This is a genomic window from Cryobacterium sp. W22_MBD10_FK3 (assembly GCF_052113745.1).
In the GTDB taxonomy this organism is placed as follows: domain Bacteria; phylum Actinomycetota; class Actinomycetes; order Actinomycetales; family Microbacteriaceae; genus Cryobacterium.
The window spans coordinates 62,965-88,336 of the sequence record NZ_JBGQOH010000007.1 but is presented as its reverse complement, the minus strand read 5'-3'; the positions used below and the strand labels follow the sequence as shown (position 1 = coordinate 88,336).

16 protein-coding genes are annotated in these 25,372 nt (G+C 70.4%); 3 read left to right on the top strand and 13 right to left on the bottom strand.

What is annotated here, in order from left to right; translation table 11 throughout:
• The first annotated feature begins 75 nt into the window (after nt 1-75).
• Nucleotides 76-1,785 (top strand): BCCT family transporter, encoded by a 1,710-nt coding sequence (locus ACEN2M_RS09440; RefSeq protein WP_441647862.1) that lies wholly within the window; start codon nt 76-78, stop codon nt 1,783-1,785.
• Here the strand turns inward: ACEN2M_RS09440 and ACEN2M_RS09435 are convergent.
• The 4 genes from ACEN2M_RS09435 to ACEN2M_RS09420 are packed head-to-tail and all read right to left on the bottom strand — an operon-like array spanning nt 1,782 to nt 5,928.
• Nucleotides 1,782-2,591, bottom strand: coding sequence for an ABC transporter permease (locus tag ACEN2M_RS09435; RefSeq protein WP_441647861.1), 810 nt, complete (start codon nt 2,589-2,591; stop codon nt 1,782-1,784). The genes ACEN2M_RS09440 and ACEN2M_RS09435 overlap by 4 nt on opposite strands.
• Nucleotides 2,588-3,505, bottom strand: coding sequence for an ABC transporter permease (locus ACEN2M_RS09430; protein ID WP_441647860.1), 918 nt, complete (start codon nt 3,503-3,505; stop codon nt 2,588-2,590). The genes ACEN2M_RS09435 and ACEN2M_RS09430 overlap by 4 nt, the downstream gene beginning before the upstream one ends.
• Before the next feature lie 2 nt (nt 3,506-3,507).
• Nucleotides 3,508-4,710: an ABC transporter ATP-binding protein gene (locus ACEN2M_RS09425; protein ID WP_441647859.1), complete on the bottom strand. Its 1,203-nt coding sequence runs from the start codon at nt 4,708-4,710 to the stop codon at nt 3,508-3,510.
• A gap of 3 nt (nt 4,711-4,713) precedes the next feature.
• On the bottom strand, nt 4,714-5,928 hold the full coding sequence (locus tag ACEN2M_RS09420; protein WP_441647858.1) for an ABC transporter substrate-binding protein: 1,215 nt from the start codon (nt 5,926-5,928) through the stop codon (nt 4,714-4,716).
• Between the two features lie 241 nt (nt 5,929-6,169).
• On the opposite strand from ACEN2M_RS09420, the gene ald reads away from it, so the two are divergent.
• Together ald and ACEN2M_RS09410 are read left to right on the top strand one after the other, a co-directional pair.
• A complete protein-coding gene (gene ald, locus ACEN2M_RS09415) occupies nt 6,170-7,285 on the top strand; it encodes an alanine dehydrogenase (RefSeq protein ID WP_441647857.1) in 1,116 nt (371 codons plus the stop codon).
• A 30-nt stretch (nt 7,286-7,315) separates the two neighbouring features.
• A complete protein-coding gene (locus ACEN2M_RS09410; protein WP_441647856.1) occupies nt 7,316-7,714 on the top strand; it encodes a hypothetical protein in 399 nt (132 codons plus the stop codon).
• Nucleotides 7,715-7,723: 9 nt separating this feature from the next.
• Here ACEN2M_RS09410 and ACEN2M_RS09405 read toward each other — a convergent pair whose 3' ends face one another.
• The 9 genes from ACEN2M_RS09405 to ACEN2M_RS09365 form a co-directional block, all read right to left on the bottom strand.
• Entirely contained in the window at nt 7,724-10,699 is a 2,976-nt protein-coding gene (locus ACEN2M_RS09405) for an FtsK/SpoIIIE domain-containing protein (protein WP_441647855.1), read from the bottom strand.
• Nucleotides 10,700-10,791: 92 nt separating this feature from the next.
• Nucleotides 10,792-11,433 (bottom strand): FHA domain-containing protein, encoded by a 642-nt coding sequence (locus ACEN2M_RS09400; protein ID WP_441647854.1) that lies wholly within the window; start codon nt 11,431-11,433, stop codon nt 10,792-10,794.
• Nucleotides 11,430-13,796 (bottom strand): transglutaminase-like domain-containing protein, encoded by a 2,367-nt coding sequence (locus ACEN2M_RS09395; RefSeq protein WP_441647853.1) that lies wholly within the window; start codon nt 13,794-13,796, stop codon nt 11,430-11,432. Before ACEN2M_RS09395 ends, ACEN2M_RS09400 begins: the two co-directional genes overlap by 4 nt.
• On the bottom strand, nt 13,793-14,980 hold the full coding sequence (locus ACEN2M_RS09390) for a DUF58 domain-containing protein (RefSeq protein WP_441647852.1): 1,188 nt from the start codon (nt 14,978-14,980) through the stop codon (nt 13,793-13,795). Before ACEN2M_RS09390 ends, ACEN2M_RS09395 begins: the two co-directional genes overlap by 4 nt.
• Nucleotides 14,970-15,950 (bottom strand): AAA family ATPase, encoded by a 981-nt coding sequence (locus ACEN2M_RS09385; protein ID WP_441647940.1) that lies wholly within the window; start codon nt 15,948-15,950, stop codon nt 14,970-14,972. The genes ACEN2M_RS09390 and ACEN2M_RS09385 overlap by 11 nt, the downstream gene beginning before the upstream one ends.
• A gap of 59 nt (nt 15,951-16,009) precedes the next feature.
• Nucleotides 16,010-21,883 (bottom strand): Ig-like domain-containing protein, encoded by a 5,874-nt coding sequence (locus ACEN2M_RS09380; RefSeq protein WP_441647851.1) that lies wholly within the window; start codon nt 21,881-21,883, stop codon nt 16,010-16,012.
• A gap of 32 nt (nt 21,884-21,915) precedes the next feature.
• A complete protein-coding gene (locus tag ACEN2M_RS09375; RefSeq protein WP_441647850.1) occupies nt 21,916-23,364 on the bottom strand; it encodes a serine/threonine-protein kinase in 1,449 nt (482 codons plus the stop codon).
• A 115-nt stretch (nt 23,365-23,479) separates the two neighbouring features.
• The gene (locus ACEN2M_RS09370; protein ID WP_441647849.1) at nt 23,480-24,274 is read right to left on the bottom strand and encodes a PP2C family protein-serine/threonine phosphatase; all 795 of its coding nucleotides are present in this window, start codon (nt 24,272-24,274) and stop codon (nt 23,480-23,482) included.
• A 48-nt stretch (nt 24,275-24,322) separates the two neighbouring features.
• A complete protein-coding gene (locus ACEN2M_RS09365) occupies nt 24,323-25,321 on the bottom strand; it encodes an FHA domain-containing protein (protein WP_441647848.1) in 999 nt (332 codons plus the stop codon).
• Nucleotides 25,322-25,372 lie beyond the last annotated feature (51 nt).

Here is a 25,372-nt window from a genome sequence, read left to right as displayed (position 1 = left end):
AGCACTTTCGCCACTCCGCCACCAATTGTGCACAATGGAAGGTGATCGGAGCCTGTTCGGTCGGCAAGGAGCACCATGTCCAGAGGCTTATCCGACGACGACATCGAGTCAGCGCTCGGGGACGCGGTCGACGAACCGGCCCGCACAGGCTGGGCCACTGTCGACAAGACGGTTTTCGGCGTCTCCGCCGGCATCATCCTGGTGGTCTGCCTGCTCGGCGTGTTCTTCACCGACGCCGTGGGCGCCGGCGCGTCAGCAGCCCTGGGCTGGGTCACCAGCAACCTGGGCTGGCTGTTCATCCTGGGCGCGTCCGGCTTCGTGGTCTTCGCGCTGGTGCTGGCGTTCGGCCGGTACGGCAGCATCCCGCTCTCCCGTGAAGGGCAGAAAACCGAGTTCTCGACGCTGTCCTGGGTGTCGATGATGTTCAGCGCGGGCATGGGCATCGGGTTGATGTTCTACGGGGTGTTCGAACCGGTCACCCACCTGGCGTCGCCGCCGCCGTTCGTCGACGCTGAGCCGAACAGCCCGGAGGCCGCCAACGCGGCCATGGCGTACACCTTCTTCCACTGGGGGCTGCATCCGTGGGCGATCTACGCGGTGGTCGGCCTGGCGCTGGCCTACTCGACGTACCGGATGGGACGCGGCAACCTGATGAGTTCCCCTTTCCAGGCCATCTTCGGCAGGGACCGCATCGTCAACAAGGGCTGGGGCAAGCCGATCGACATCCTGGCGATCATCTGCACCAAGTTCGGCTCCGCGACGTCCCTCGGGCTGGGTGCTCTGCAGATCGCGGCCGGTTTCTCGCTGCTGACCACCGGCAAGTTCGCCGACGACCCGGGCACCGCCTTGCCGATCATCATCATCTGCGTGCTCACCGTGGGCGTGGTGTTCTCCGCCGCGAGCGGGCTCGCCAAGGGGATCAAATGGCTCAGCAACACGAACATGGTGCTGTCCGCCGTGCTCGTGGTGTTCGTCTTCGTGGTCGGCCCGACGGTGTTCATCCTGAACCTGCTGCCGTCGGCCGTCGGTGCATACCTGGCCGATCTCGTGCCGATGAGTTTCCACTCCGCAGTGTTCGGCGGTAGCGACTGGCTGGCCAGCTGGACGATCTTCTACTGGGCGTGGTGGATCTCCTGGACCCCGTTCGTCGGCACCTTCATCGCCCGGATCTCCCGCGGTCGCACCATCCGCGAATTCGTCCTCGGCGTGCTGTTGGTTCCGACAGCGGTCAGCATCCTCTGGTTCGTCGTGTTCGGCGGGGCCGGCCTGCACCTGCAGCTGGGCGGCATCGACATCGCCGGCACCGGCAGTGAGGCGGCCGGGTTCTTCGCCGCCTTGCAGCAGTACCCGTTCTTCATCGGCTCTGCCCTGGTGGTGATGGTGCTCACGGCGGTGTTCTTCGTCAGCGGGGCGGATGCCGGCGCCCTCGTGCTCGGTACGCTCTCGAGCCGCGGCCGCAAGGAACCGTGGAAGCCGTTGGTGATCTTCTGGGCGGTGCTCACCGGCGCCGTCGCCGCGGTGCTCCTGTTCGTGGGCGGTTTGGGCGCGCTGCAGACCTTCACGATCCTGGCGGCGACCCCGTTCGTGCTGATCATCATCGGCCTGTGCGTGTCTCTGTACGTGGACCTGCGCCGGGACCCGTTGCGGAAACGCACGGTCGGGCCGGTCCGCACGTCCTCCGAGGTTCTCGGCACGGTGCCGTTCACCAGGCCGGCCACCGACGGTGACGGCGACGGCACCCCGGCGGACGCCGCGTCCCCGCCCTCCGACGACAAACTGGACTAGCCGAGGCGGGCCTGGCGTTTGGCGCGGGCGGCGCTGGACACCTGGGCGGTCACCACGATCACCAGCGCGAGGATGAACACGGCCGAGGCGATCACGTTCGCCTCGGCCGGGATGCCGCGGGACGCCGAGATGTAGATGTACTTGGGGAACGTGGTGACGGCGCCGGAGTTGAAGTTGGTGATGATGAAGTCGTCAAAGCTCAGGGCGAACGACAGCAGCGCCGCCGCGAGAATGCCCGGCAGCAGCAGCGGGAACGTGATGCGCGCGAACACCTGGGCAGGCGACCCGTACAGGTCCCGGCCCGCCTCCTCGAGCGCCGGGTCGAGGCCGGCCACGCGGGCCTTCACCGTCACCACCACAAAGCTGATGCAGAACATCGTGTGCGCCAGGATGATCGTGAGCATGTCTTTGGGCACCCCGAGCGAGAGGAACTGGGCCGCCAGCCCGGCGCCGAGCACCACCTCGGGGGTGGCCATCGGCAGGAACAGCAGCAGGCTGGTGCCGGCCCGGAACTTGAACCTGTAGCGCACCAGGGCGATCGCGATCATGGTGCCCAGGGTCGTGGCGAGCACCGTGGCGGCCAGCCCGATGACCAGGCTGTTGCCGAACGCCTCGCAGACCGCCCCGTTCTGCACCGCACACACGTTCAGCCACTTGTCGAACGTGAAACCGCGCCAGGTGATGTTCGACTTCAGCGAATCGTTGAACGAGAAGATGAAGGTGTACACGATCGGCACCATCAGAAAGATCAGGGCCAGCGCCGTGTACAGCGGCAGCAACCATTTGCCAAGCGAGATCCGGGTCACAGCAGCTCCTCGGTTCCGCTTCGCTTCACGTAGACGCCCACGATCACCAGAATCACCGTCATCAGGATGATCGACAGCGCCGCCGCCGCCGGATAGTTCAGCAACACCAGGAAGTTCGCCTCGATCACATTGCCGATCATCTGGGTATCCGCCCCGCCGAGAAAGTCCCGGCTGGCGTTGATGTAGTCGCCGGCCGCGGGAATGAAGGTGAGCAGGGTGCCAGCCACGATGCCGGGCATCGACAGCGGGATCGTCACGGTGCGGAAGGTGTGGAATCCGTTGGCGTAGAGGTCGTTACCGGCCTCGAGGTAGCGCAGGTCGAGCCGCTCCAGGGTGGTGTAGAGCGGCAGCGTCATGAATGGGATGAAGTTGTAGGTGAGGCCGAAGATCACCGAGAACGCCGTGCCGGTGAGGTGCGCGTCCGGCGCCAGCAGCGACACCGCCTTCAGCGAGGTCACCAGGAACGACTCATCGGAGAGCAGCTGCTTCCAGGCCAGGGTGCGCAACAGGAAACTGATGAAGAACGGGGCGATCACGAGCACCAGCATCAGGCTCTGCAGCAGCGGCCACTTTCGCGCGGTGACTCCGATGAAGTAGGCCAACGGGTAGCTGAAGGCCAACGCCAGCACCGTGGCGATCAGCGCGTAGCCGAACGAGCGCAGGATGTGCGGCCAGTACTGTTCCATGACCACCACGTAGTTCTCCCAGCGGAACGCGTAGCTGTACATGCCGATGTCACCGAACTCGCTCGGCGCCTGCAGCGAGGTGAGGATCAACGAGACCAGCGGGGCGAGGAAGAACAGCACCAGATAGAGGATGCCCGGCAGGAGCAGCAGCAGGGCAACCGGGCTGCGGCGGCGCGCCGCGGCGTCGGTGGGTGGTGCGGTGATGCTGGCGAAGGCGGCGAAGGCCATTCCTAGGCCTCCTCGAGCTCCGTGACGAGAGCGGCGCGGCGCTGGGCGGCGATGCTCTTCGTGCTGGTGTCGGCGACGAATCTGGGGTCGGGGGCGACGGGGTCGTCGTCGAGGCCGAAGCCGTGTTCAACGTTCCAGGTCACCCAGACCTCGTCCCCCTCGCCCTCGACGGGACCGAAGGCACGGTTCTGTGCGAAGACGATGAGGGTGCCGACGCCGGGCACCAGCACCAGGTATTGGGTGCTCACCCCGGTGAAGGAGACGTCCGTGACCCGGCCTGGGCCCATCACGTTGTGCGAGGAGTCGGGCACCGGCTTCTGCTTGTGCAGGGTGAGCTTCTCCGGGCGCACCCCGATGGTGACGTCGCCGGAGTGCCGGTGCGAACGGGTTTTGGGAACCACGATGCTGCGGCCGGCGATGTCCACGGCGATGGCGGTGCTGGTCTCCCCCAGCACCGGCCCGGTGAACAGGTTGGACTGGCCGAGGAAGTTCGCTACGAACGCGGTCTTGGGTAATTCGTAGAGCTGCTCGGGCGCGCCCAGCTGCTCGATTCGGCCCTTGTTCATCACCGCGATGGTGTCGGCCATGGTCATGGCCTCCTCCTGATCGTGGGTGACGTGCAGGAACGTGAGACCGACCTCCTCCTGAATGGTCTTGAGCTCGAGTTGCATCTGGCGGCGCAGTTTGAGGTCGAGCGCGCCGAGCGGCTCGTCGAGCAGCAGCAGGGCGGGCCGGTTCACGATAGCGCGGGCCAGGGCCACTCGCTGCTGCTGGCCGCCGGAGAGCTGCACGGGTTTGCGGGCGGCCAGGTGATCGAGTTCGACCAGCCGGAGGGCCTCATGGGCCTTACCCTGGGCATCCGCGATCTTGCGCCTGCGCAACCCGAAGGCCACGTTCTCGAGCACGGTCATGTGCGGAAAGAGCGCGTAGCTCTGGAACACGGTGTTCACCGGCCGCTGATAGGCCTTCTGGGTGGTCACGTCCTCTCCGCCGATCAGGATGCGCCCACCCGTGGGATCTTCCAGGCCCGCCACCAACCGCAGCGTGGTGGTCTTGCCGCAGCCCGACGGCCCGAGCAGGGCGAAGAACGAACCGGCCGGGATGACGAGGTCGAGGTGTTCGATGGCGGTGAAACCGGGGAAGCGCTTCTGGATGCCGACCAGCACGAGGTCGGCGCCCCGGTCGGCGAAGGCGCCGGAGGACACGGCTCAGGCTCCCAGCAGGATGCTCTGGAACTGCGCGCCGTAAGTCTGCTCCTCGGCGCCGGTGAGGGTGCGGAACACCTTCGCCTTCGCGAGGGTGGCGTCGTCGGGGAAGATCAGCTGGTTCTCGGCCAGTTCGGGGTCGATCTCCATCGCCGCCTCCTTGGCCCCGGCGACCGGGGTGATGTAATTCACGTAGGCGGCGACCTCGGCGGCCACGGCCGGGTCGTAGTAGTAGTTGATCAGGGCTTCGGCGTTGGCCTTGTGCGCGGAGCCGATCGGCACCACGAAGTTGTCATTCCAGATGGTGCCGCCCTTGTCCGGCACCACGAAGCCCCACTTGTCGCCGTTCTCGGCGTTGAGCTGCACGATGTCGCCCGACCAGACGATCGCGGCCAGGCTGTCGCCGTTGACCAGGTCTTCCTTATAGGAGTTGCCCTTGATGTTGCGCACCTGGCCATCGCTGACCTGCTTCTTGAGCACCTCGATCGCTGCGGTGAACTCGTCGTCGCCCCAGTCGCCGGAGATGTCGACGCCTTGGTCGAGCATGATCAGCCCCATGGTGTCGCGCATCTCCGAGAGCACGCCGACCCGGCCCTTGAGCTCGGGGGTGCTCCACAGTTCCTCGACCGAGCCGATGCCGTCCGGGAGTTTCTCCTTGTTCCAGCAGATGCCCGCGAAGCCGCCCTGCCAGGGCACCGACAGCGCCCGGCCGGGGTCGAAGTCCACGTCTTTCAGCGTGGGCAGCAGGTTGGCCAGGTTGGGGATGTTCTTGTGGTCGAGTTCCTGCAGGTAGCCGAACCTGGCCAGCCGGCCCACCATCCAGTCGGTCAGGCACACGGCGTCAGCGCCGATGTCCTTGCCGAGGGCCAATTGGTCCTTCACCTTGCCGTAATAGGTGTTGTTGTCGTCCACGGCCTCGGTGTAGTTCACCGTGATGCCGGCCTCGGCGGTGAAGGCCTCCAGCGTCGGATAGTTCCCGGCGTCGTCCACGTCGATGTAGAGCGCCCAGTTGTCCCAGCGCAGGGTCTTCTCGTCGCCGGACACGTCGGCGGCCGCGGTCGGCTGCGCGGCGCTTCCGGTGGAGCACGCGGCGAGCGCCAGCGCCGCGGCCCCGGCACCCGCGCCGGTGAGCAGGGTGCGCCGGCCCAGCTGAGCCTGCCTGGCCTGGCGAACGAGCTGCTGGATCATCGGGTCTGCGGGCATGGGCCTCGGCGTCATGAACGATCTCCTTGCATTCTTCAGCGACTTCGGAAGCGTCGAGCGAGCCCGGCCCGCTGCGTGACGAGTGGACCGATAGTGGCACAGTCGGAACCAAACACGCCACAAAATGTGCAAAACGTTAACATTCCTGCAATTTTCAACCGATATCGTCGTTGGCCCGCGGTCGGCACCCTCGGAATCGGCAATCCGCTCGCAGTAGGCTGTGCTCCCAGGCTGTCCCCCACCAGGCAGGAGCGTCATGCGCGTCGCAATCCCATCCGAGATCAAGGACAACGAATTCAGGGTGGCGATCACCCCCGCCGGCGTGCACGACCTGGTGCTGCACGGCCATGAGGTACTCGTCGAGACCGGCGCCGGGGTGGGTTCGTCGATCACCGACGAGCAGTATCGGGCGGCAGGCGCCACGATCATGCCGGATGCCGGGTCCACCTGGGCCGGCGCCGAGCTGCTGCTCAAGGTGAAAGAGCCGGTGCCCAGCGAATACGGCTACTTCCGGGACGACCTCGTACTCTTCACCTACCTGCACCTGGCGGCGGAAGCGGCCCTCACCCGCGCGCTGCTGGCCGCGGGCGTCACCGGCATCGCCTACGAAACCGTGCAGTTGCCAGGCCGGGCGCTGCCGCTGCTGGCGCCGATGAGCGAGGTCGCCGGACGCCTGGCCCCGATCGTGGGCGCGAATGCCATGCTCAAGCCCAATGGCGGGCCCGGTCTGCTCGTGCCGGGAGTGCCGGGCACCCACCCCGCCAGGGTCACCATTCTCGGCGGCGGCGTCGCCGGCACTGCGGCGATGCAGGTGGCGATCGGCCTGGGCGCCGAGGTCACGGTGCTGGACACCAACCTGTTCCGCCTACGCGAACTGGATGCCCAGTATTACGGGCGGGTGAAGACCATCGCGTCGAACGCGTTCGAGATCGAGACTGCCCTGGTGCAGTCCGACCTGGTGATCGGGTCGGTGCTGATTCCGGGTGCCAGGGCTCCCAAGCTGGTCAGCAACGACCTGGTGTCGCGGATGAAGCCGGGCAGCGTTCTGGTGGATATTGCGGTCGACCAGGGCGGCTGTTTCGCCGACACCCACGCGACCACCCACACCGACCCCACCTTCACGGTGCACGGCTCGTTGTTCTACTGCGTGGCCAACATGCCTGGCGCGGTACCGAGCACCTCCACCTACGCGCTCACCAACGCCACCCTGCCCTACGTGCGCGCCATCGCGTCCAGGGGCTGGCGGGATGCCTTGCGGGGCGACGCCGCGCTCGCCCTGGGGCTGAACACCTACGGCGGCGCCCTCACCAACGCGCCGGTCGCCACCGCCAACGCGCTGCCGTTCAGGCCGGTGGCCGAGGCTCTCGCCTGACCACACCAATCGAACGAGGCGTGGTGTTAGATGGATGATGTGGCTACACCGACCGATCCGCGTCATCAGGACGACGAGGGCGCGCGGAGCGACCGGCATGAGCAGGATTCGGCATCAGCCCGCCAGGAGAGAACCCGGAAAATTCTGGCGGACGCCCAGCAGCGCGACGATGCGGCGAACCTCCGTGACGACGAGTCGGACAAGCGTTCCGAGGCTGCTGATCTGCAGGCCTTCCTCGATGTCGGCGAGACCTATTCCGGCCATGGGGAACGTCGAGCGGCGGCCATCGACCGGTCACTCGCCAAAGACGACCGGGAGTCCTCCGCTGAGGATCGGGCCAAACTCTCCGACGCTGGTTCTGATGCCGACGGAACCGATGATTCCGACGGAACTGATCACGCCGACGGCACGGCAGACGCCGACCGCTAACCGGTCGGACTACGGCACGCTCACTCGCAGCACGCCGCCATCGGGCCGCACCAGCCAGCCGCGCGAGTTGGCCGGGGCCAGCGGTGGTGGCAGGTCACGACGGCGCGTTACCAGCCTGTAGTCGGCCAGGCTCGCTCCGTCGAAGACCAGCGGCGCCAGCCCGCGCAGCCCGGCCAACAGTGACCAGTGCGCCTGCCAGGTGTCGGCGTCGCCCACCAGCACGGTTCCCGCGGCGACGTCTGAGACCTCCAGGCGACCGCCCTGCGTCCCAGCCGTCGGCAGCACCCCGAGCTCGATGACCTGAGAGAAGGCCGGGGAGCCGGCTGCCCGGAACGCGGCAGCGGAGCGGACGGGCGACCCGGCGACAACAAGCAGCACCGGTATGGACCCGGGCGCTGCGTGCAGCACCGACGGCACGGCGATCGGTTCGACCGGAGCGCCCTGCTGACGGGACCCTTCGTCCAGCACGAGTTGGATGCGCGAGCCCCGCCAGTGCCCTCCCCCGGGCGGCAGGGTCTGATCGAAGCTCGCCGCCGGTTCTCCAGCGGCCTGGTGCTCGTACACGGTGGGCAGCCGCAGCACCAGCCTGCTCGGGCACAGTGCCGGCAAGGCCTGTAGCGCGCCGGTGAGCCGTTGCGCTGTCAGCACGAGGCGCAGCCCGCTCTGGCCGCCGTCGCGCAGCAGGCCGGTGAGCAGGTCGACGGCCGCCGCACGGTGTTCCTCGCCCCAGCGGGCGAGCACCGCATCGATATCGTCGATCAGCAGGACCGGGCAGTGCGGATCATCGTCGTGATGCCGGCCGACCCGTCGTTCCGGCGTGTCCCGCCCGTCCAGTGCCGCCCTCGCCCTCACCAGGGCGTCCCAGGTGCCCTCGACGTCGCCGGGGATCAGGTCGAAGCGACCGGGGGCCTGGGCGGCCAGCGCCGCCAACAGGCTGGATTTTCCGGTGCCGGAGGCGCCCACCACGAGAAGGTGGCCGTCGGCGTCCGGGTCGTACCCGGCGGGGCTGTAACGCTGCAGCTCTGGTTCATCGAGCAGCCCCAGCAGCACCCCCGGCGCCGGCACCCCTCCCTCGGCGAGCGCGGCGGCATTCTCGGCGGTCAGCAGCCGAGGGAGCGGATCGACCCAGGGACGTCGCGGTGGCCGGGCGCCGACCGGCCGACCGGTCAGCACGCCCCGGATGTCGCCGTCGCTCGTTGTCGCCACCTGGCAGGGTTGCGGCGCCGCTGGTCCCCGGCGCACCACGCAGCGCCCAGGTCGTGCGGCATCGATCCGGGCGGCGTCGTCGCACCCGATCACGGCCTGGCTGTCGGCCGTGTTGTTCACCCGCAGCGACAAACGCAGGCTGCAGTTCGCCAGCAGGGCGTCGCGCACCACCCCGGCCGGTCGCTGCGTGCAGAGCACCAGATGCACTCCCAGCGACCGCCCGCGAGCGGCGATGTCCACGAACAGGGCGTGCAGGGTGGGGAACGCGTCGAGCATGGTGGCGAACTCGTCGACGACGATCACCAGCCGCGGGAGGCGACCGGCGCTGCGGGGGTCGGCGACGTCACGGCCTCCAACGTCACGCAGCACCCGCTCCCGGTGGCGCAGTTCGGCGGCCAGGCTGGCCAGTGCCCGCAGGGCCTCGCGTTCGTCGAGATCGGTGATCAGCCCCACGCAGTGCGGCAGCTCCCGCACCGCGTCGAAGGCCGCCCCGCCCTTGAAGTCGACGAGCAGGAAGGTGACCCGGCCCGGCGGGTAGAGTGCCGCCATCGCCGTCACCCAGGTCACCAGGAGTTCGCTTTTGCCGCTGCCGGTCGTGCCACCGACGAGGGCGTGCGGCCCGTCGGCCACCAGATCCACGGAAAGGGGACCGCTTTCCCCGATCCCGATGGCACAGGAGAGGCCGTCCGGTGTGCCGACGGAGACGTCGGTTTCCCTGCCGGGTGCGGTCGTGCCGCCGGACGTGAGCGACGCGAACGAGACCGTCCCGGGCAGCGCGTCGCCGGTGCCGGTCAACCCGGCCGCCTCGGCGTCGCGGCGCAGCCTCACGTCGAAGCCGCGGGTCTGCTGCCCGGCCACGAGCTGCGGCACAAACCAGAGGCGCACCGGCTGCCCGTCCAATCGCACGATCTCCGCGCCACAGGCCCCGTGCACCCGCACGATGGTGGCGCAGCCGGGCGGAAGCGCCGCCCCGGCGTGGGCGAGCGCAATCCGGATGTCACTGCCGCCTCGGCCTGACCGCTCGGAGGGGTCGGCCTGACCGGGCTGTGCAGGGTGCCCGGGTTGGCTGATTGTGAGCCAGCGGGCCGGGGCGAGCGCCGAGCAGTGCGGCACTCCGCGCGCCCAGGCCCAGTCCTCGCCGGCCGGCGTTCTCACGCCCAGGGCGCGGGGGCTGAGCTGACCGAGCAGTTGCACCACCAGGCTGCGGGCGAGCGACCCGACAATGAGACCAGGTCCGATGATCCCGATCCCACCGGCCGGGTCCACCATGATGGGGGCGTCGCGGAGGACCGCCGCCCTGGCTCGCAATTCCCGTTGCTCGGGGCCGTCTCCGCCCTCCAGCCGCAGGCCGCTTGGCCGGGGTCCGGCCCCGAGCACGACAGACACGACCTCAGAATCGGCCCAGCGGGCCGGGTCGTGGACGTTGTCGAGCATCCGGTGCACCGCCGGCGCGGCGCCCCACGCGTCGCGCCGCAACCGGGCCAGACCCCGATCGACGGCAGCCGTCGCTTCGAGCATCCCGTCGGCGTACAGTGCGGCGTCCCGGCGGTGTTGCCTGGAGTTGGACCGACGCCCATCGACGAGGCCTCCGACGGCCAGGACCGGGCTGAGGACCGCGAAGACGAGCACCAGTGCCGACCCGGTGATCCACCAGAGCAATCCGGCGACCAGCAGAGGAGCCACGCAGGCGATGAGGGGAAAGGCCGGCCGCCCCGGCGGGGTGGGCCGGTCAGGCAGCCTGATCGGTTCGATGGCGGGCAGGTCGTGGGCGACTGTCATTCCCCCAGCAGACCTCCATCCACCACCGGCACCGCCGGTTCGGCGAGGGCGGTGGGAAAACCGGCACTCGTCGGGATGTGGAGGAGCCGGGGCTAGAGCACCATGAAGAACTGGTCGCCGATTTCAACCCTGGCGCCGCGGGCCACCAGGTAGCGGCGGCCGGGTTCGCAGCGCAGCGCCGGCGCCTGGGCGCGGCGCACGATTGTGCCGTTGCCCGAGAACCTGTCGTTGACCCAGAACTCGCCCTCGTGCTGGCCGAATTCGAGGTGGCTCTTCGACACCGTCATGCCCAGGTCGGTGATCTGGATCAGGTGGTCGAATACCTCGGCAGGCTGGGGCAGGGGTCGCCGGCCGATCAGGCCGGTGCCGCGCACCGAGACGGTCTCGCCGGTGCTGAACTGCAGCGTGAACCGGGCGGGCTCCGCCGAGACGGGCGGCGGGGCCGCGTGGGCGCCGCCCGGTCGCAGCGGCCCGGTACCGGACGCGTCGTTCCCGGCCGCGTCATTCCCGGCAGCGGCGGGCAGTGCAGCGGCGGGGGCCTGGACGCTGCCGTCCGGCAACAACGGCACCGAGATCACCGTGGTCCTGGGCGCCAGCGGCTGGATGATGGTCGTGTCGCTGGGTCGGGGGTCCGCCCGCTTGCGGGTCATCGGGGTCGCCGAGGTCGAGCTTCCGCAGCCGCCGCAGAACATCGCGCCGTGCGGCAGGTGCGCTCCGCAAATCTGGCAGTTCACTGACCGGTTCCCTTCGTGCTCTCGCCAGCTTCCCCCAGCGTGCGCGTGTGCCGGCCGTCCCGCCCGGCCGTTCTCTTAGCGTAGCGACCGAATGACCGCACCGAGATGACCGCGAGCAGCCGCTCGCGGCGGGTACGGCCCAGGCGCAGCGTGTTTCCCAGCTCCCGCACGGCCACCCAGATGCCGTCGGGGTCGATGTCGGCGGCCCCCTCGGGGGCGAAGACAGCCCGGTCCACCTCCCCGGCCAGCCAGAGCGCGCGCACCCCGCCCACGGAGCGGGCCAGCTCGGCGCGGGTCGCCAGTGGCGGCACCCAGACACGGTGATCGGTCACGCTGTCGGAGAACTCCTGCCAGCCGCCGACGATCCGGTCGATCGGCCGCGCCGCCAGGCGGCGCCGGCGGCGGCGGCGCCACTTGACGATGACGATGCCGAGGAAGGGGGCGGCCAGGATGCCGAGCCCGAGTAACGACCACGCGGCTATCGTCACGGCCACCCTGACGATGGCCCAGAACGGGTCAGCGGCGGGCGGCGGGTCCACGGTGACGCTCTCCGGCTGGGTGGGCTCGGGTTGCTCGGCGGCGTCAGGCGCCGGCGGTGGCAGCACCGTCTGCGGACGGGAGACGACTGTGGGCTCCTCGGGTTCGCTCTCTGGGATGTCCCGCACCGGAGGGGTGGGGTCCAGTGCCACCCAGCCGTCGGCCTGGGTCTGCACCTCGATCCACGCCGACACATCGGCGCCGCTCACGCGGGCAGTTCCGCCGTCGGTTGCGGGAACGAAGCCCATCACAACCCGTGCCGGAAAACCGATCTGCCTGGCCATCAGCGCCGCCGTCACGGCGTACTGTTCGGCGTCGCCGAGCATCGGCTGGTCGTCGAGCAGCTCGCCGATCCGGTCGGCGCCGTGCCCGGACCGGCTGAGGGGTTCGCCGGCGGTGCCGTGGCTGACATACCCGGTCGCCGCCAACGAATCGAGCACGGCCTGCAGGCTCTCTCCGGGGGTCTGACCCGGCCGGAGATACCCGTCCAGGGTGCGCTCGAGTCCGTCGGGCAGCACGGCGACCGGCGGCAACACAGCCGAACCGGGCAGCGCGTCGCTGAGATCGCCCACAAGTGCGGGCACCACGGCGGTGCTGGTGTAGCTGTCGCCCCGCTCGAGGCCCGAGACCACGGCAGCCGTGCCGCCGAGGTCGTTGTACACGAACGATTCCTGGCGGTCGGCTGCGGTGGGGCCGGTGAACTCGATCTGCTCCAGCGCACCGACACCGGGCACCCAGACGCCCTCGTAGTCCCGGATCGACACGGTCAGGGTCACCTCGTCGCCGCGCACCGCGCTCTGGTCGAGACGGTAAGGCAGCCGGGTGAAGGTGCCCGAATCCGGCCCGGCCGCCTGGGCATCCGCGCTGCCCACCGCGTACACCACACCGTCGTAGGCATCGAGGGTCGCCAGTCGGATGCGGCCGCCGGCCGAGAGGCCGTCGACCTCGAAAAGCACGGCGTCGGCCTGTTCGGGCTGCAGGTAGCTGCGGAAAGCGGTGAGCGGACTCGGGTAGGCCCTGGCGTCGAACGGCGCCTGAACCCGGGTGCGCAGCACGTCCCTGGTCGCGGTGGGCGGCACGGCCACCGCGGCCACGGCGCCGGCCAGGAGGGCCACGATCAACGCCAGGGCCGCGACCACGACCGACCTGGCCGCGCCCAGGCGCCGGTCGGCCGCCGGCATCCGGGTGGAGGTCGCCGACACGAGCAGGCGGCCACGGCGTCGTTCCAGGTTGAGCCACAACAGCCAGAGCACCAGCACGGTGAACAGCGCCAGGCCGAGCAGGGTGGGTGTCGTGGCCTGGCGCGGGCCCAGCACGATGCCCGCCACGAAGAGCAGCAGCGGGGCCAGCAGGGCCAGTTCGGCGGCCTTGCTGCGCAGGGCCACGGAGAGCCCGGCGACACTGGTGAGCAGCACCAGGATCAGCGCGGGCACCAGCAGGGCCTGGTAGCTCCCGACCGGCAACACGATGGTGACCAGTTGTTTCCACGCGAGCGCGGTGGCGGGCAGCAGCTCGGCCAGGCCGGTCAGGCTGGGCAGCACGCCGTACAGGGCGTGGCCGGGAATGGCCACCGGAACCCCGACCAGGAGGTAGCCGCCGATGGTCGTTGCCCCCACCAGCCAGGCCGGCCAGCGGAACACGGTTCCGACGATGGCGATGCCGGTGCCGAGCGCCGCGGCGACGCCGACAAGAATCACGAATGCGCCGCTCTGGTAGACGGGCCAGAGCGATGCGGCGGCCACCCCGGTGGCGGCGAGCAGGGCAAGCGTGTTGCCGATCATGAACCGGGTCCGGCCGGCCGGCGCGGCAGAGCGGGTGACGCTCATACGGCGGCTCCCCTGGCCAGGCTGTGCTGCAGGTCGTCGAGGAAGCCGATGGTGAGCACGCTCAGCGCGCCGGCCCTGCGGAGCCCGGGGCGGGCGCCTGGGTCGCACACCACGGCGACGACCTCGACGCCGAGCGGGAATCCGGCGGCGGCGGCGCGCAGTGCAGCCAGCGGTGTCGCAGACCCGCAGACCAGGAAGGCCACGGACAGGCCCGCGACAGCTGTGGCGGCCTGCCGAGCCAGGGCCCGCAGGTCGGCGGCGTCCGCGGCCAGGTCGATGCCGCTCAAATCGTCGAGCAGCCTGGTGGGGGTGAGGGTCGCGAGCGACCTGGAGCTCACCTGCACCGACACTGTGCGAGCGTCCCGAATCGCACGGATGCCCAGCGACCCCGCCACGCTGACCGCGAGCTCGAATTCCTCGTCGGCGGCGAAGTCGGCGTTGGCCAGGCTCAGCGCCACGAGCAGGTGACTGCGACGGGTCTGCTCGTATTGGCGCACCATGAACCTGCCGGTCTTGGCGGTGCTCTTCCAGTGGATGCTGCGCCGGTCGTCGCCGCTCTGATACTCGCGCAGGGCGTGGAAGGCCACGTCGCTCGTGGTGAGGTCCCTGGTGGGCTGTCCCTCGAGATCGCGCACGAAGCCCTGGCTCATGCTCGGGATGGCGATGGTGCGCGGGTGCACATAGAGGTCGAATCTCTGGGCGAGAACGGTTTCCAGCCGCACCAGTCCCACCGGGTCCTGGCGCACGGTGTGCACCGGGCCGATCGGGATGATGCCGCGCCGTTCGGCCGGCACCACGAAGACCTCGTCCAGACCGGTGCGCGGCGCCAGAGACGGCATCGGGAATTCGGCCAGCCCGGCGCCCACCGGGACCTGCACCGTCACGGCGGCCAGGCGGCGACCGGTCGGGTTGTACACGTCGACCTGCCCGGGCACCCGCTCCCCCACAACGACCCTGTCGACGGGCACGCGCAGTGTGATGTCGTGGGCGCTCTGCCCGAACAGGTGCGCGAGCGCGCCGAGCACCAGGACCGGCGCCGCCCAACCGATCGCCGTCAGTTCGGCCCAGCCCAGGCCGTAGCCGGCTCCGAGCATGACTGCGGCGCACCCTGCGACGCTCCAGCCCAGCGGCGTCACCGCGCCGAGCACCTTGACCGCCCCGAGCATCCGGGTTCTAGACGACATCCGCCCGCTGGTCCTCCCCGCTGCGCGGCGGCGGCGTCTCGACCAGGATCCGGCCGATCACGCTCGAAGGGGTGACCCCGTCGAACTCGGCCTCGGTGTCCAGCAGCAGCCGGTGTGCGAGCACAGGTTCGGCGAGGGTTTTCACGTCGTCGGGTGTCACGTAGTGCCGGCCCTGCGACGCCGCGTAGGTCTTGGCCGTGCGGATCAGCGCGAGGGCGCCGCGCACGCTGGCGCCCAGCCGCACCTCGGGGCTGGTGCGGGTGGCATCCACGAGCCGGGCGACGTAATCGTTGATGGTCGCATCGACGAACACGGTACGGGCCAGCGCCGCCACCTCCACCACGGACTCGGCCGAGAGCACAGGTGCCACCCGGATGTCCTGGCCCCGCCGGCTGGCTCCCTCCAGGATGCGCACGGTGGCGGCCTGGTCGGGGTAGCCGATCGACGTCTTCATCAGGAACCTGTCGAGCTGGGCCTCCGGCAGCCGGTAGGTGCCGGCCTGTTCGATCGGGTTCTGGGTCGCGATCACCATGAACGGGCCCGTCACCTGGTGGGTGACCCCGTCCACGGTGACCTGGCCCTCCTCCATCACCTCGAGCAGCGCGGCCTGGGTCTTGGGACTGGCCCGGTTGATCTCGTCGGCGAGCACGATGTTGGCGAACACCGGGCCGCGGTGGAATTCGAAGGTGGCGGTGCGCTGGTCGAAGATGCTCACCCCGGTGATGTCCCCCGGCAGCAGGTCGGGGGTGAACTGCACCCGGTTGTGGCTGCCGCGCACGCTCTGCGCGATGGCTCGGGCCAGCGAGGTCTTGCCGGTGCCCGGCACGTCCTCGAGCAGCAGGTGCCCCTCGCTGAACAGCGCGGTGAACGCCAGCCTGATCACGTGCTGCTTGCCGAGCACAACCTCCTCGACGCCGCGCACCAGCCTGTCGAAGAGGGTCGCGAACTGGCCGGCCTCTTCGGGGCTCATCAGCTCGGCGTCTCGGCGCGCACCCGGCTGCCCTGGGCTCACGCGATCGGGGGTCAGGGTCATGGGGTGATCGCTTTCGTCGGGATCGGGCGGGAAAAGTCGAAGGTGCGGCCGTTCACAGTGACCGTGAGCTGCACGGTGCCCGCTGTGGGTGGCGGGGCGGGCAGGGTGCAGGTCGTGGCGCTGTCTGCGGGGGTCGGCGCCTGGCCGGAGCCGGCGACAGCGCAGGCGAAGCCGGCCGGGAGGTCGCCGTTTTCGGGGGTGTCGGTCCAGGAGAATTGTCCTGCCGCGCTGTCATACGCCAGGCCGGTCACGGTGAAGCTGACGGATGCCTCCGGCGCTGTGGTCGTGGCAGACCACGGCCCGCACGTGCCCCACAGTGTGCACGCCTGCAGTTGGAAGGCCACGGCCGACCCGAACGGCAGGCCCAACATCTCACGTGGCCAGGCGGTGCCACCGATCCGTTGCACGGCACCGGAGCCGTCCGCGGCCCGGATGTTGTAGTGCTCCACGCCGGCGGCCGGGCTCACGGCGGTGAGGTGGTAGTCCCAGCCCTCACCACGCGGCTCCATGGTGCCACGCACGTCGGTGATGGCGCCGGGGGCCGGCCGCACCAGCACCGTGGCCACCGAGGTCGCGGTGCAGCCGGCCCGGTTGTAGCCCCAGACCACGAACGAGTAGGTGCCGTCGTCGGCGAGCAGGCCGTTGAACACCGCGCTCCGCCCGCCGGCGGCCACGCTCTGCTGTTCGAGCACGACCCCGCCGGTGCGCGGCGTGCTGAGCGTGCCGGGTGCGGGGGCCGAGACCGAACAGGCCTGCGCGCCGGTGGGTACGCTGCCTCCGCTGATGCGCTGCACGACATAGCCGCCGATGGCGTCGCCGCGGTCGGCGAAGCCGTCCCAGGTCACGGTGACAGCGCCGTCGGCGTTCGTCGCCGTGGCCGTGATCCCCCCGGCCACCGCCGCCCCGAACGGCGTACCGGTGGCGGCGGCGGAGTTCCAGCTTGACAGCGCCGGGTAGGCGTCGTTGCGGGCGCTGACCGTGTAGCCGACGCTGGTGCCGTTGGCCAGGCCGTCCACGCGCAGGCTGCACCGGCCGGCGGTGCAGGCCGAGCCGGTGGCGCTCACCTCGCGTGCGGCCCCGCCGGCCACGCTGACCAGGTAGCCGCGGATGTCGGTGCCGCCGCCCGTGGGTGTGGTGACGTCCCAGCCCAGCAGCAGACCCCCGTCGACGGGTGCGGCGGTGAGTCCGGTCGGGGCCGCGGGGATCACATCCGACCAGACGGTTTCGCCCAGGCTGCTGGCCGGTGCGGTCCCGACGCCGTTGTGGGCGGCAACGCTGATCCGCACCGCGTTGGCCTTGCCGTTTCCGGGCGTGGCGAGGGTGCACGACGTGGCGGCGCACCCCGTGCTGCCGAGGGTGCGGCCGGAGGCGGCGTCGACGGTGGTGAGCTGGTAGCCGCTGATGGGTGAGTTGTTGGCCGCACCGGGATTGAACGCCACGGTGATCCGGCCGTCGGCGAAACCCGTGGCCCGCAGTCCCGTCACGGCGTCGGGAACGTCCTGCACCGACACCCGCACGGTGCCCCAGGTGTACCGGTCGGGGTCGTTGGTGGCGTCGGCCACCTGGTACTGCAGCGTGGTGTCGGTGGGTTGCGCGTCGCGGGACACCCGCACGGTGAGGCGGCTGTTGTCTGCGCTGGGAGTGATCGACACGCCGGCGGGCAGCCCGGCCGCGTCGAGCCCGCGAACCGCGAGCACCCGCAGCGGGACCGCGGGGAACGGGTTGGTGGCGCCGTCGTTGGCGAGCACGTCGATGACGGTGCTGCGGTCGCGGGGCGCGATGGCCGCATCCGTCGCCGGTATCGCCAGGGGCCTGGTGGAGGCCACGACCCGCAGCTCGACGCGGCCGGCCTTGCCCGCGCTGAGGTCGTCGCGCACCCCGATCGTCACGGCGCTGGTGCTGCCCTTCGGCGTGCCGTCCAGCGCGGTCACGGTGAGCAGGCCGCCGTCGAGGGTGTACCCGAACCCGGTCGGGCGCGGGTCGAGCACCGTGAACGCGAGTTCGTCCCGGTCCTCTGGGTAGGGGTATGAGGTGAGCTTGGTCAGGTCGATGACCTTGGTCTGGCCGGGTTCGAGGTCGATCACGGCACCGTCGAATGCCGGCGGTTGGTTCTCGCGCGGCGTCACCGTGATCGGCAACACTATCGTGGCCGTGCGGCCTGCCGGGTCGGTGGCGCTGGCGCCGTCGGTCACCTCGAACGAGATGGAGGCGGGCCCGAAGTACTGGTCGGCGCTGGTGAATGCGAGGGTGCGGGCGCCGGTGCCGAGTTCGGCGCCGTTGGCGTGCGTGGCCCGCACGGTGTTGCGGTCGGTCAGCTGCACGGGCTTGTCGCCCACGGCCACGACGTAGTCGTTGATGTCGATGGTGAGGGTCGCTTCGCTGGCGACGACGAGTTTGGCGGCGCCGGCCCGCAGCTGGGGCAGCGCATCGTCGGTTCCGGGCACCCAGACGAACGCGTAGGAGACGACCGCGCTGTCATCGGGGTGGGTGACGCTGAAGGGGATGATCTGGCTGGACGCTGTGACGGTGACGCGGATCCGGGCGTTGTCGGTGACCGTGGCTGCCCCGTCGTAGCCGGGCAGGACGGCCAGTCTCAGCGACCGCGCCGAGCCCTCGGCGAAGAACACCCTGGCGAGCACGTCCACGTCCACGGTGTCCCGGCCGAGCACGTCGGAGAGGGTCAACCGGGTGTCGGATGCTTCGGGGTAGGCCCGCGGGGCGTCCTTGGCCACGATCACGGTGAGGAAGGCCGAGCCGGTGCCGCCTCGCTCGTTCTGAATGTCGTAGACGAACCCGTACCGGCCGGCGGCGCTCGGGGCGCGCACCACGACGAGGTCGCCGTCGACGACGGCGGTGCCCGAATCGGCGGCGGTCGGCTCGACGGCGGTCAGGCTGAGCTTTCCGCCGTCGGGGTCGGAGTCGTTGCCGAGCACCCGCACCGACAGCCTGGAGCCGGGCCGCACCGCGACCTCATCGGCGACGGCGACGGGGTTGCGGGCGCCGTCCGGGCGGGCGCTGATGCCCACCCGCACGGTTCCGGTGGCCCGCGCCCCGAGCGCGTCGATGACGGCGTAGGTGAAGGTGTCGGTGCCGGCCGAGTAGTCGCCGGCCCGATAGCTGAGCGAGTCGGCGTCTGAAGCGGTGACGGTGCCCTTCTCGGGGTTGGTCTCCTGCCCGATCAGCTGCACTGAGTCGCCGTCAGGGTCGATCCCGGTGCGGGGTATCTGGATGCGCACGGTGTCGCCCGCCAGGACCCGGGCGGTGACGGTGGGCGGCAGCGGCGGGTTGTTGCTGGCCGGATCCCGCTCCCGCACCGAGATGCGCACCTCGGCGTTGGCGAACTGACCGTCCGGGGCGTTCACCCTGTACACGGCGGTGAAGTTGCCGGTGCTGGCCGGCGCGAGGTAGCGCAGCACCTGGCCGGACGCGAAGAGCAACCCGGCGCCTTCGGGCAGCGGGGTCGAGAGCACAGGGTCGAGGCTGAGCGTGTCGCCGTCCGGGTGCTCGTCGTTGGCGAGAACCGGGATGTCGATGGTGTCGCCGACCCGCACCGACACCGTGTCCGGCGCCGCGACCGGTGGCTGTTTGGTGGTCGCCGCAGGGATCTCGATGACCGTCACGGTGCCGGTGGCCGAGGCGAGGCCGTTGCTCACCGTGTAGTCGAAGCTGCTCGATCCCGCCTCGAGCGGACGGGTCAGGGTGACGCGCAGGAGGTGCTGGTCGAGGACCTCGACGGTCAGCCCGCTGCCGGCGGGCACGTTGAGGCTCCCGGTGACCAGCAGCACTCCCCCGGCCGGGTCGAAGTCGGTCGCGAGCACGTCGATGACGGTGGGCTGTTGGGCGCGCAGGAACGCCGTGTGCGGCACCGTGATGGGCCGGCCAGGGCTGTCCGGGGCCGGGGCGACGTCGACGCGGATCAAGCCGGTCACCGTGGTCACGCCGTCGGTCACCGCGTAGTCCAGGTAGTGCACGCCCACGGTGTCGCTGACGAAGCGGAAGGTTCCCCCGGCGAAGTCCGCCGAGATTGTGACCCCGGGCTTGTCGGGCACGGCGCCCAGGCGCAGCGGGCCGTTACCGCCGCGCGCGTGTTCCAGCGGCGCGACGGTGATCTCGCTGCCCGCCGTGGCGCGGGCGGCGAAGGCGTCGGCGACGATGGGCACGGTGCCGGCCGGTCGCACGGTCACGTCGAGGGTGCCCGTCCCGGTGAGGCTGCCGTCCGACACGCTGAGGCCGACCGGGGCGGTGTCGCCGCCGTCGCCGGCATCCGTGAACAGCACGGCGCCGGCCGGCGTCGAGGTCGCTGAGTCGGGTGCAACGGCCGTGGCGCCGGTGAGGTAGAACGGGTCGCCGTCAGGGTCGATCCAATCGCCCAGCACCTGGCTGGAGACGCTGCCTGCGGCTGCGACGGTGGCGCGGGTCTGTCGTGCCTGCACCGGAGCGGAGTTCTCGCCGGCGGCGCGCACCGTGACCGTGACCGTGGCGTCCGCGGTGCCGCCGCGGCCGTCGCTGATCGAGTAGCCGAAACTGAGGGTGCCCGAGGCTTCCGCGGTGAGGGTCAGCTGCAGCTGCTGGTTGCCAGAGACCAGGTCGACACGGCCCTGGTCTGCCGGCGGCTGGTCTGTCGTGTCGATGACCAGCACGTCGTTGTTCGGGTCGTAATCGTTCAGGAGCACGGGCAGGGTCGCGGCGCGGCCGGGACGGGCACCGAATTCGTCGTCGACGGCCACCGGCGGCGCCTGCGTGTCCTCGTACTCCGGCGGGGTGTCGTCGGTGGCCCGGGTCACCTCCTGCTCGTCGGAGACCGGCTCGACGAGGTCGTCCCAGTTGTCGATCAGTTCGTTGTCCCGCTGCACGTTCCAGGTGGTGCCGTTCCGGGCATCGTTGAGCAACAGCCTGGTGCCGTTCTGCCGGTATTCCAGTCTGGCGTCGCCGGCCAGGCCGGCCAGGGTCGCCGTGCTACCCGCCGGCGTGCCGATGCCGCAGGCCTGCCAGGCGGTGCCGTCCGACCATGCGGCGTACGAGCAGCGGCCGCTCGTCACCGGGGCGGTCGGGGTGCCGGCGGCAGCGTCGCCGGCCAGGAGTTCGGTCGGTGCGCCGCCGTCCAGGCCCACGCTGACCAGGCCGGCGCTGTGGGCGATCAGCACCCGATCGCCGGTCGCAGCCGGCTCCTGCACGCGGGGCCGGCCGGCGAGGCTGTCAGAGAGATCGACCGTGCGATCGGGCAGGTGCAGCTCGCCGGTGGTCACGTTCAGCAGCACCCAGGCGGCGTCCACCTGGCTGAGCTGGTAGTCGTCGGCGGGGTCCCCGGCCGCCACGGGGATGGTCTCCACCACGGTGTCGGGGTGCTCGGGGTCGATCTGCACGAGGGTGTTCGTGGCCGGGGTGAACGCGAACAGCACCCCGGCCGGATCGAGGCTGAACAGGGTTCCGGTGCCCAGCGCGAGTGCCGGATCGACGGTGCTGTCGAAGGCCGGCAGACCGGCGGTGCTGGCGGTCCACAGATCCCCGTCGGCCGAGATGGCGGCGACGTCGCCCGCCAGCCGCACCTCGGGAGCGTCAGGCGGCAGGGCCACGCTGTCGGTGAGGGTCGCGGTGGCGGGGTCGAGGATGCCGAGGGTGCCGTTGCCCTGGTCGACCACGAGAACCGTGGCTCCGTCCTGCACGAGGGCGCTGTCGGCGGATTCGACGGGCACGACGGTGTTCAACTCGGCGATCTCGGTGTTCACCCGGCCCACCAGCTGCCGGGTCTCGCTGGCCACCCACACGGCGGCGTCGCCGAGGTCGACCTTCTGGGCCGGGTAGCCGCCGGACACCACCGCGACGGTGACCACGAGCGCGGTGACCAGGGTTCCACCGGTGAGGGAGGCCACGACAGAGCGATGCGCGCTCAGCCATCGTCGTATCATTGCGCTCCCGTGGCGGGGTCGACGCACTTCTCGGCGCTGGCCGCGCCGGTGCGGCCGTCACGGTTGACGCTCACCGTGATGCACACGGCTGATTCCTGCGTCGCACCGGTTTGCACGGTGAACTCGGTGCCGCGCTGGATGCTGCTCTCACCGCCGGGCAGGTTGACCACGTAGCTGTCGCCGTCGGTGAGACCCGGGTCGGCCCAGCTGAACACCACGGTGCCGTCGCCGGCCCGGCCGGCCACGTCACTGACCGTGGGAAGCGCTGCGTCCCCGGTGTCGGCCGGAGCGCCGGAGAGCACGGGGCCGAGCAGCAGGGCGCCGGCGACAACGCCGAGCCCCACCACGAGCAGACCGCCCGCGACGACGGCCGCGACGGTGCGCCACCGACGGTCCGGTCGGGGCGGGGCAGGTCGGGGGCCGCTGGCGGACGGGCCGGTGCGGGACAGGCCGGTGCGGGACAGGCCGGCGCCGGGCTCCCGGCGCTGGCGGCGCACCGGCTGGGCAGCCACGGTGACGGGTCCGTTGATCCGGGTCTGGTCGGCGGCGTCCCCGGCCGCTTGGGCCTCCCACTCGGCGGTGGCGAGCTCGAGCGGGGTCTGGGCCAGGCCGAGCTCGGCCTCGACGGCTTGCAGTTCCCGGATCAGCTCGATCGCACTCGCCTGGCGCCGCTCGGGTCGTTTGGAGAGAGCGCGGGCCAGCAGCAGTTCCAGGCGGGGCGGCACATCGGCGCGGCCGATAGCCGGTAGCGCCGTCTTCTGGATACGGGCCATCAGCTGGACCGGGCTGTTCTTGTCGCCGGGCAGCTCGAACGGCGAGCGTCCGGCCAACAGTGTGTAGAGCGTCGCGCCGAGCGCCCACACCTCGGTGGCGACCGACCCCGGGCTCTCGTCGAACAGCACCTCCGGCGCCGACCACGGGATCGAGAGCCCCACCTGGTCGGCTTCCTCCAGCTCGCCGAGGGTCGCCGCGATGCCGAAATCGGCGAGGACCGGATGGCCATAGGCGGTGAGGAGGATGTTCGACGGCTTGATGTCGCGGTGCAGCACCCCGGCCCGGTGCGCGGTCTCCACCGCGCTGGCGATGGTCACCCCGATCCGGAGCAGCTCGGAGACCGGCAGCCGTCCGGATCTGTAACGCTGGTCGAGGGCGTTGGAGCAGTACTCCATCACCAGGTATGGCCGGCCGTCGGCGGACACTCCGGCCTGGAACACCGTGAGCACAGAGGGGTGTGCGGACATCTGCGCCATCAGGTTCGCTTCGGCTTGGAACAGGCGTCGAACCGGGTCGCTGACCACCTCGGCGAGCAGCACCTTCACGGCCACCTGGCGGCGCGGCAGGTTCTGTTCGTAGAGGAACACGTCGGCGAATCCGCCGGAGCCCAGTGGCCGCAGGTAGGAGAAACCCGGCAACAGCGGCGGCGTCGACGGCAGTCGTACCGCCATGGCGCCTCCCGTGGATCGTCTAGAACGGCTAGAAAGCAGCCGGAATGCCTGTCTGGTTACCTGCCTGGGCGCAGGATGCGGTCGTCTTCACGGGTATCGACGATCCTGCCCAATTCTAGACGTCGAGGTCGTCGACGCTCAGCACGTCAAGCACTATCGCGGTCACGTTGTCGCGGCCGCCGTTCTCCAGCGCCGCGGTCACCAGTGCCGCCACGGCGTCGTCGGCCTTCGGGTTCGACATGAGGAAATGCCGGATGCCGTACGCGGTGAGTTCCTTGGTGAGCCCGTCGGAGCAGACCAGGATGCGCAGACCCGCCGTGAGCGGCAGGATGCGATAGTCGGGCACCGGGGGTTCGTGGAATCCGACAGCCCGGGTGATCACGTTGCCGTGCGGGTGCACATCGGCTTCCTCACGGGTGATCCGGCCCGCGTCAACGAGCTCCTGCACCACCGAGTGGTCGACGGTGACCTGCTCGAGCACCCCGGAGGTGAGCTGGTAGACCCTGGAGTCGCCGATGTTGTACGCGATGAACTGCGGGGCGTCCGACACTATGGCCACGGCGACGCCGGTGACGGTGGTGCCCGTGCCGAGGTCGGTGACGCCTTCGCCGGCCTTCATGTCGTCCACGGCAAGGGCGAGAGCCGTGTTGATGGCCTCGGCCGTCGTGTCGGCGTCGCCGCCCAGCTCGGCGAGCCGGGTCACCACGGCGTTGCTGGCGACATCGCCGGCGGAGTGGCCGCCCATGCCGTCGGCAACCGCAAAAATGGGCGATCGGGTGACGAGGCTGTCTTCATTGACTTCTCGGCGGTGCCCAACATCGGTGAGCGCGGCCCACGCCAGGGTGACGGATTTCTTCACCGCGGGGAGCGCGATCGTGTGGCTGGGTGAGCCTTGACCTATCTGGGTCACGGGTGGTGCCTTCCGAATACAAACGTGCGGCAACAGAGCGGACGACGGTCAGCCCGCTGGGAGTATCTCGATCAGGTTACCGTCACCGATGTCCACCGTCGTACCGGGCAGCACCGTCAGAGACGCCCCTGAGCGCAACCGCTGGGTCCGGCCTGCCGAAAAATGCACCATGGTTCCGTTGGTCGACCCGAGGTCGGTGACGACGACGGCGGTGCCGTCCTGGCGGATTTCCAGGTGACTGGCCGACACGATTTCGGTCGGCGACTGCACGACGAGCAGTTCCACCGGTTCCCCGGTCGGGATGCGGCGGGGCCTGGGGCTGCGCCCGATCCGGTACACCCTGTCCAGGCGCACCTCGTCGCCTGTGGCCAGCCTGAACCCGCAGCGTCCGGGCAGCTCAACGGCTTCGATGGTGAGCTCGGCCACCGGCTCGGCGGCTCGCGCGGGTAGCCCCCGGTCCCACATCACGGTGTCGTCGAGAATCCGTCGCGGCCGCAGCACGGTGTCTGCGGCGTCGACCGGCCGACCGGCGACCGACCAGAACAGGGTGTCACCGGCGTCGATTCCGGTGCCGAGCACCCGACCGGAACCGAGCATGTCGGAGCGGGCGACACCGGCCAACGGCGACCCGATCACAAGCCCGGTCACCGCCTGGAACTCAGCCAGCAGCCAGGGCCTGATGTTGCGGTCGGTGAACCGGCGGGATCCGCCGATCGAGAAGACGTCGACGGCGATGGCGCCGCGCACGACGGCGTGCACCGGGATGCCGTCATGGGCCAGACCGTCACCGTCGACCTCGTCGCCGGGGCGGCGGGTACCCGGCACGATCACCGCGAACGAATCGGTGTCGTCGGGGCCGCCGAGCGGGATCAGGGCCACCAGCGCCTCGACGGCCACGGCAGCGTCGGCCGCCAGCGCATGCAGGGCCGCCACCACGGGGGTTGCGGTGGTCGCGGGCACCACGGCCAGAAACCCACGGCCGACCACGAACGTCCACTCGGCATTCTCCAGTGGCGCGGTCTCGCACCCGACCCGTCCCAGTTGCATCAGGCTCCCTCGTTCCTTCGATGCTAGACCCGGCCGCACCGGGGGAACGCG